The sequence below is a fragment of the Nocardiopsis lucentensis DSM 44048 genome, assembly GCF_000341125.1.
Classification (GTDB): domain Bacteria; phylum Actinomycetota; class Actinomycetes; order Streptosporangiales; family Streptosporangiaceae; genus Nocardiopsis; species Nocardiopsis lucentensis.
In genome coordinates this window covers 1-6,405 of record NZ_ANBC01000700.1, presented here as the reverse complement: position 1 = coordinate 6,405, position 6,405 = coordinate 1, and the positions used below count along the sequence as shown (strand labels likewise).

At 74.1% G+C, this 6,405-nt stretch carries 8 protein-coding genes (1 of these 8 only partly in view); all 8 read left to right on the top strand.

Translation table 11 applies throughout. From position 1 onward, the window contains the following. Nucleotides 1-622, top strand: the 3' portion of a protein-coding gene (locus D471_RS35985) for an AraC family transcriptional regulator (RefSeq protein WP_017601043.1). 281 nt of this gene lie to the left of the window's left edge; only the last 622 of its 903 coding nucleotides appear in the window; the start codon falls outside the window, past its left edge; the stop codon is at nucleotides 620-622. A gap of 137 nt (nucleotides 623-759) precedes the next feature. Next, on the top strand, nucleotides 760-1,146 hold the full coding sequence (locus D471_RS0124415) for a VOC family protein (protein ID WP_017601042.1): 387 nt from the start codon (nucleotides 760-762) through the stop codon (nucleotides 1,144-1,146). A 131-nt stretch (nucleotides 1,147-1,277) separates the two neighbouring features. Further along, entirely contained in the window at nucleotides 1,278-1,526 is a 249-nt protein-coding gene (locus D471_RS0124410; RefSeq protein WP_017601041.1) for a LapA family protein, read from the top strand. Between the two features lie 193 nt (nucleotides 1,527-1,719). Beyond that, the gene (locus D471_RS0124405; protein WP_017601040.1) at nucleotides 1,720-2,625 is read left to right on the top strand and encodes a helix-turn-helix domain-containing GNAT family N-acetyltransferase; all 906 of its coding nucleotides are present in this window, start codon (nucleotides 1,720-1,722) and stop codon (nucleotides 2,623-2,625) included. A 92-nt stretch (nucleotides 2,626-2,717) separates the two neighbouring features. Further along, complete coding sequence (locus D471_RS0124400) at nucleotides 2,718-3,353, top strand: hypothetical protein (protein WP_017601039.1); 636 nt, start codon at nucleotides 2,718-2,720, stop codon at nucleotides 3,351-3,353. Nucleotides 3,354-3,600: 247 nt separating this feature from the next. Beyond that, on the top strand, nucleotides 3,601-4,215 hold the full coding sequence (locus D471_RS0124395; protein ID WP_017601038.1) for a sigma-70 family RNA polymerase sigma factor: 615 nt from the start codon (nucleotides 3,601-3,603) through the stop codon (nucleotides 4,213-4,215). A 94-nt stretch (nucleotides 4,216-4,309) separates the two neighbouring features. Continuing rightward, nucleotides 4,310-4,927 carry an SCO family protein gene (locus D471_RS0124390; RefSeq protein WP_017601037.1) on the top strand — a complete coding sequence of 206 codons (618 nt, stop codon included), beginning with the start codon at nucleotides 4,310-4,312 and terminating at the stop codon, nucleotides 4,925-4,927. Further along, entirely contained in the window at nucleotides 4,924-6,246 is a 1,323-nt protein-coding gene (locus D471_RS0124385) for a Dyp-type peroxidase (protein ID WP_017601036.1), read from the top strand. Before D471_RS0124390 ends, D471_RS0124385 begins: the two co-directional genes overlap by 4 nt. The last annotated feature ends 159 nt before the right edge of the window (nucleotides 6,247-6,405 follow it).

Sequence of the window (6,405 nt, the reverse complement as noted above, 5' to 3'; positions counted from 1 at the left end):
GGGCGCCAGCCACTCTCTGGGGGCGGGGGGCGCGGCCGTGGTCTCCATGGAGCGGGGGTTCACCCTGGAGCAGGACGACCGGGCGCGCGCCCTGATCATCTCACTGCCCCGACGGCTCTGGCCCGCGGCGTCACCGGCCAACCCGTTGGTGTGGGAGCTGCACCGGGGGGTCGGCGCGGTCTTCGCCGCGATGGTGCGGGAGGTGTCGCTGCAGTGGCGGGACATGGACGCGTCATCGTTCGTCGGGACCGTCGAGTCGGCGGTGGGACTGATGTCGCGAGGCGTCCCCAGCGCGGAGGACGACCTGCTGGCCCAGGCGCGTGCCGTGGTCCGCCAGCACTGTGACGACGCCTCCTTCGCCCCTGCCGACCTGGCCCGGATCCTGGGCTGGTCGCTGCGTTCGGTCCAGTACGCGCTGCGGAGCGAGGGCACGACCCCCGCCCGGGTGATCCGCGAACTGCGACTGGAACGGGCCGCGAACCGACTCCGACATCCGGACTGGGCGAAACGTGCGGTCAGCGACATCGCCCACGCGACGGGCTTCGGGTCGCTCAGCGCCTTCAACGACGCCTTCCGCGTCCGCTACGGGCACACGCCACGTGAGCACCGACACGGGGCCTGAGCGGTCACGGCCACGGGGGCCGCGTAGTCCGCGAACACACGGCCTCCCCGCCCACGCGCTCGGCCAGCGGGGCAAAGGCTGGGCAAACGCGCTGGTGGAACAGGAGGGGAAACGGGTGCGCGGCGTAGGTTGGGCGCATGATCAGCAGGATGCACTCGACCACCGTCCTCGTCGGCGACCAGGAGGAGGCGCTGCGCTTCTACGTCGGCGTGCTCGGCTGGGAGAAGCGCGAGGACAACACCATGGGTCCGATGCGGTGGCTGACCGTGGCGCCGCGCGGGGCGGAGACCGCGCTGGTGCTGGGGCAGCCGGAGGTATACGGCCAGGAGCCGCCCGGGGCCGCGACGCAGCTGTGCGGCATCTCCCTCCTCACCGACGACGTAGACGCCGACTACGAGGCGCTGACGGCCAAGGGCGTGAACGTCAAGCAGCCGCCCGAGACGATGCCGTGGGGCGACCGGGCGACCTGGTTCACCGACCCCTTCGGCAACGAGTTCTTCCTCGTCCAGAGGGCGGACGGGTAGGCGCGCGGATGACGACCGCGCCCACCTGTCGAGTTCGGGCCGAGACTTGACCCTCTGATGCCCGGGACGGGCGGGCCGGCCGGGCAGGTCCCAGGGGACGGCTCCGTGCCGTCGGACGAGGGGAGGGCGTGATGACCGCGGAGGGGCCTCCGGAGCGGAGGAACGTGCTCGGACGGATCCCCGTCCGGGTCTGGGTGGCCCTGGTCATCCTGATCGGCGTCGTCGTCTTCGTGGCGCAGAACCTGCAGTCGACCGAGATCCACTTCCTCATGGTCTCCGTGGCCGCGCCCCTGTGGGCCACCCTGACGGGCGCCGTCGTGGCCGGTCTGCTGCTCGGCCTGCTCCTGATGCCGTCGATCCGCCGGAGGCGGCGGCGCTGAGGTCCGGGCCGCCTCCCGACCCCGCCGTCGGCGGTCAGCGGCGCGCCTGGCCGGCGCCGATCGCCACGACGGGGCGCTCCTCCATGACGCGCTCCCCTTCGTCGGCTGGCTTCCATGGGGGAACTGCATAGATCGAGGTCGATGAAAGCAGTATCGATGGTGGTCGATATAGACCATCGTTGATAATGGGGACATGACCACCACGACACCGGCGCGGGCGGCCGCCGAGCCCCTGCGCTCCGAGGACGCCGAGACCTACGCCTCCTGGTTCGCCTGCCTGGCCGAGCCCGCGCGCGTGCGCCTGCTGCACGCCGTGGCCGCCGCACCCACCCCGATCAGCGTCGGCGCGCTGGCCGACGCGGTGGGTCTGCGTCAGCCCACCGTCTCCCACCACCTGCGCAAGCTCGCCGACGTGGGATTCGTGACCCTGGCCAAGGTCGGCACGTCCACGCACGTGGCGGTCAACCCGGCCTGCTGCACCGGCCTGCCGCACGCCGCCGACGCCGTGATGGGCCTGTTGTCCTCCCGACCCTGTTGCCCCACCGACCTGCCCGAGGACGTGACCGTCCGGGCGATGGCCGAGGACGACGTCGACGACGTGCTGCGGATCTACGCGGAGGGCATCGCCACCGGGCACGCCACCTTCGAGACCGAGGTGCCCGACGCGCGCGACCTGGACGCCCGGTGGCTGCCCGGCCACCGCTGGGTCGCCGAGTCCGACGGGCGCGTCGTCGGATGGGCGGCGGCCTCGCCGGTCTCCGACCGGAAGGCGTACTCCGGGGTCGCGGAGACCTCCGTCTACGTGGCCGAGGGGGCGCGCGGGCGCGGGGTCGGCAAGGCACTGATCCACCGTCAGGTCACCGAGGCCGACGCGGGCGGGCTCTGGACGCTTCAGTCCTCGATCTTCCCGGAGAACAAGACGGGTCTGGCCCTGCACCACTCGGCGGGCTTCCGCACGCTGGGAGTGCGTGAGCGGATCGCCCGCCACCACGGGGTGTGGCGCGACACCGTGCTGCTGGAGCGGCGCCGACCCGACGAGGAGCTGGACGCGGCGCGTTCGTCCGCGTGCGCCTGCGCTCCCGCCGACACGGAGGGCTGAGGGCTGGCGGCGAGGGTTCCCGACCTCGGTCACCTAGCCCACGGGTGACCCGGTCCGGGCGCGTCCGGAGGGGGTGAGACGATGGGACGGAGATGTCCGAGAGCCAGCCGTGCCGCCCGTTGCGCGCCGGGGTGTTCACCCTGGTGTGCGCGAGCCTGTCCGCGCACGGGCACGCACTGAGCTCCGGGCACGACGTCCCCCTCGCCGGTCTCCTGCTCGGCGTGGTCGTGGTCATGGCCATGGCCTGGGCCGCCGCCAAACGCCGCCACGGCCCGTTGGTCCTGGCCGGTTGGATGCTGTGGGGCCAGTTCGCCCTGCACCTGGCGTTCAGCTACACCCAGCTCTGGGGCGGCGGTCACGGCACGCACCTGGCCGCTGCCGACAACCCCTCCCTCGCTGCCGACGCCGCGGCCTACTCGGCCAACGTCGCGGAGGCCGCGTCGGGCGGGTCGCTGTCGACGTGGCAGATGCTCGCCATGCACGTGATGGCGGCCCTGCTCAGCGCGTGGTGGCTGCATCGCGGGGAGAACTCCCTCTTCGCCTTCCTGCGCTTCATGGCGCTCACCCTCTTCCCGCTCCTGATCGTCCTCGGGCGGGTGCGGGTCCTCCCCGAGCCCGCGATCGGCCGGGGACCGTGGAACGACGAGGGACGTTCCCAACCCCTCCTTCCCTACCTCCGGTACGCCCGGATCCTGCGGGGGCCTCCCCCGGCTCCGCGCACCGCCTGAGCGTCCGGCGCCCCCGACCACAGCACACGGCCTCCGTCCGCGCTGCCACCCGGCACCGCGCGGAGCGTCGTGCGCCGTGCCCCGTGTCCCCGACGCGGTCGCTCCCGAGGCTCCGGCCGTGCGCCGCCACGCACCGGTGGTCCGCCACCGCGACGCCAGAGCCATCCCCCGCGCCCGCGGTCGCCGCGGCGGACGGCCCCGCCGTCCGCCGGTCCGCCGACCGCGCGTGGTGACCGAAGGAGCACCCGTGACCGCGTTCGTCGAGACCCGACCCCCCCTACCCTTGGAAGGACACGTGTCCTCCCGGCCCGCCCCGTCCCCGGACGGGCGCACGGAGCGGGAGGAGCTGACCCTCCTGGCCCTGCGGGCCAAGGAGGGCGGCATGGAGGAGATGAACTCCCTCTTCTCGTTGACCCGTGACCACGTCGCGCGTTTCATCGCGCGCCGCGTGGACCCCTCCTGGGTCGACGATCTGACCCAGGAGACCTTCTCCCGGGCCATGCACGGTCTGGCCCGCTACGAGGGCCGGGCTCCGGTGCGTTCGTGGCTGCTGTCCGTGGCCCGGCACACCGTCGCCGACCGCTACCGCTCGCACAGCCGCGTCCCGCGCCACGAGTCCACGGACGACTGGTCGCGGGTCGGGCCGGGGGCCGCCCCCGGGCGGTTCGACGAGTACCTGGCCCTCCTCGACCTGCTGAGGGCGCTGCCCGAGGACCGCCGGAGGGCCTTCGTCCTCACGCAGATCGAGGGGGTCCCCTACGCCGAGGCGGCCCGGAGCATCGGCGTGCCCATCGGCACGGTCCGGTCCCGGGTGGCACGCGGGCGCCGCGACCTGCTGCGCCTGCTGCGCGAGGCCGCCTGACCCCGACGCCCCGGGGCGCGCCGGCGTGCGCGCCCCGGACCGGACCGACGACCCCGCGCGGGACCCCCGCGCGGCCCCACCACCAAGGAGACAGATGACACCCCGGCCCCTCCGGCCCGCACACTGGCGGGCCACCGNGGCCCTCCTCGCCCTCACCACCGCCTGCTCCACGGGAGCCTCCGTGTCGGACGCCGAGTACTACCTCGACCTGTCCGACGAACCGATGCCCGCCTCCACCGCGGAGCTGACCACGGTCGACGGCGATCCCTGGACCTTCGCCGACGTCGCCGACGACCGCCTCACCCTGCTCTTCTTCGGCTACACCAGCTGCCCCGACGTGTGCCCGATGACCATGGCCGACATCAACCTGGCCCTGGACGAGGCGGGCGACACCGCACAGGACTTCGACGTCGTCATGGTCTCGACCGATCCCGCCCGGGACACCGACGAGCAGCTGCGCTCCTGGCTGGACCGCTTCGACCCGGAGTTCCAGGGCGTGCGCGGCGACATCGCCACCACGGTCGAGGCCGCCGCCGACTACGGCATCGCCATCGAGGCGCCCGAGGAGACCGACGGCGGGTACCTGGTCACCCACGGCGGGCGGATCGTCGTCCTGCTGCCCGACGGACGGGCGGCGGGCATGTTCGACGAGGGCACCGAGTCCGCCCGGATCGCCGAGCTCCTGCCGGCGCTCAGGGACGACCTGCTGTGAGTGAGACCGCGCGCGAGCCCGGAAACGACGCCCGGAGCGGGGGCTCGCCGGAGCCCGGGAACGAGGTCCGGGGCGGGGGTCGCCGCGTCTCCCGGCGCGGTCTGCTGTCCGCCGCGGGCGCGGCGGGGCTCACCGGGCTCGGCGCGGGTGCCGTGGGCGGGTACGCCTCCGCCGCCGCGCTCGGAGCCGGTACGGACGAGGGGTCCGCGCTCGCCTCCGTGCGTGCCCGGAGCGGCCCCGAGGCGGGGCGGCCTCCGGCTCTGCGCGTCCCCACGCCCGCGCACGTCCAGGTGCTCGCCGTGGACGTGCGGGGAGAGGAGGCGGCGGACGTGCGCGCGTCCGCCCGGGAGGTGTTGGACGTCTGGCACGGGGAGGCGGCCGCCCTACACGAGCGGGGGCTGGCCGCGGTCGACGAGGGCGCGCCCTCCGAGGGACTGCGCCCCGCCTCCCTGGGCGTCACCGTCGGCCTGGGCGGGTCGCTTCTGGAGCGGGCGGGACTGGCCGACCGGCGCCCTCCCCACCTGGAGGACCTGCCGGAGTTCGGCGCCGACGACCTCGAACCCGCCTGGTGCGGCGGTGACCTGATGCTGCACGTGGGTGCGGAGGACCCGGTGGTGGTCAGCTCGGCCGTCGAGTACCTGCTGCGCCGCGCCGGGGACCGGGTCCGTGTGCGCTGGGCCCTGCCCGGGTTCCAGCGCTCACCGGTGACCGCCGAGGACCACACCGCCACTCCGCGCAACCTCATGGGCAGCGTCGACGGCACGGTCAACCCGGAACCGACCGAGCCCCTGTTCGACTCCCAGGTCCTGGCCGCGCACCCCGAGGGGGCGCTGGCGTGGATGGACGGCGGCTCCTACGTCGTGGTGCGGCGCATCCGGATGCTGCTCGACGACTGGTTCGCACTGGAGACCGGCGAACGGGAGGCGGTGATCGGCCGCCGCCTGTCGGACGGCGCACCACTGGGCGGCGAGGGCGAGGACGACCGACCCGACCTGGCCGCCCGTGACGACGACGGGGAACCGGTCATCCCGCGCCGCGCGCACGTCCGGCTCGCCAGCCCGGAGAGCACCCTGGGCGCGCGGATGCTGCGCAGGGGGTTCAACTTCGACCTGGGGTGGGACACCGGGGGGCGCCGGCAGGCGGGCCTGCTCTTCACCGCCTGGCAGGCCGATCCGAGGTCGGGTTTCACGGCCGTGCAGACCAGCCTCGACGAGGGCGCGGACGCGCTGAACGAGTTCATCCGGCACGAGGGGAGCGCCGTGTTCGCGGTTCCGCCCGTGCCCGAGAGCGGATCCGGTCTGGCCGGAACGCTGTTGTAGGGCCGACGACCGGCCGGGAACCGGGGCGGGGGCTTCGACGACTCCGTATCCGAGCGTCGGAGAGCACCGGCTCCCGGCCGACACCGCACACGAGGGGGAACGAGGACGTATGTCGAGTGAAGGGGCCGACGTGAGACGTCGCCTGCCGGGTGCCGTCGC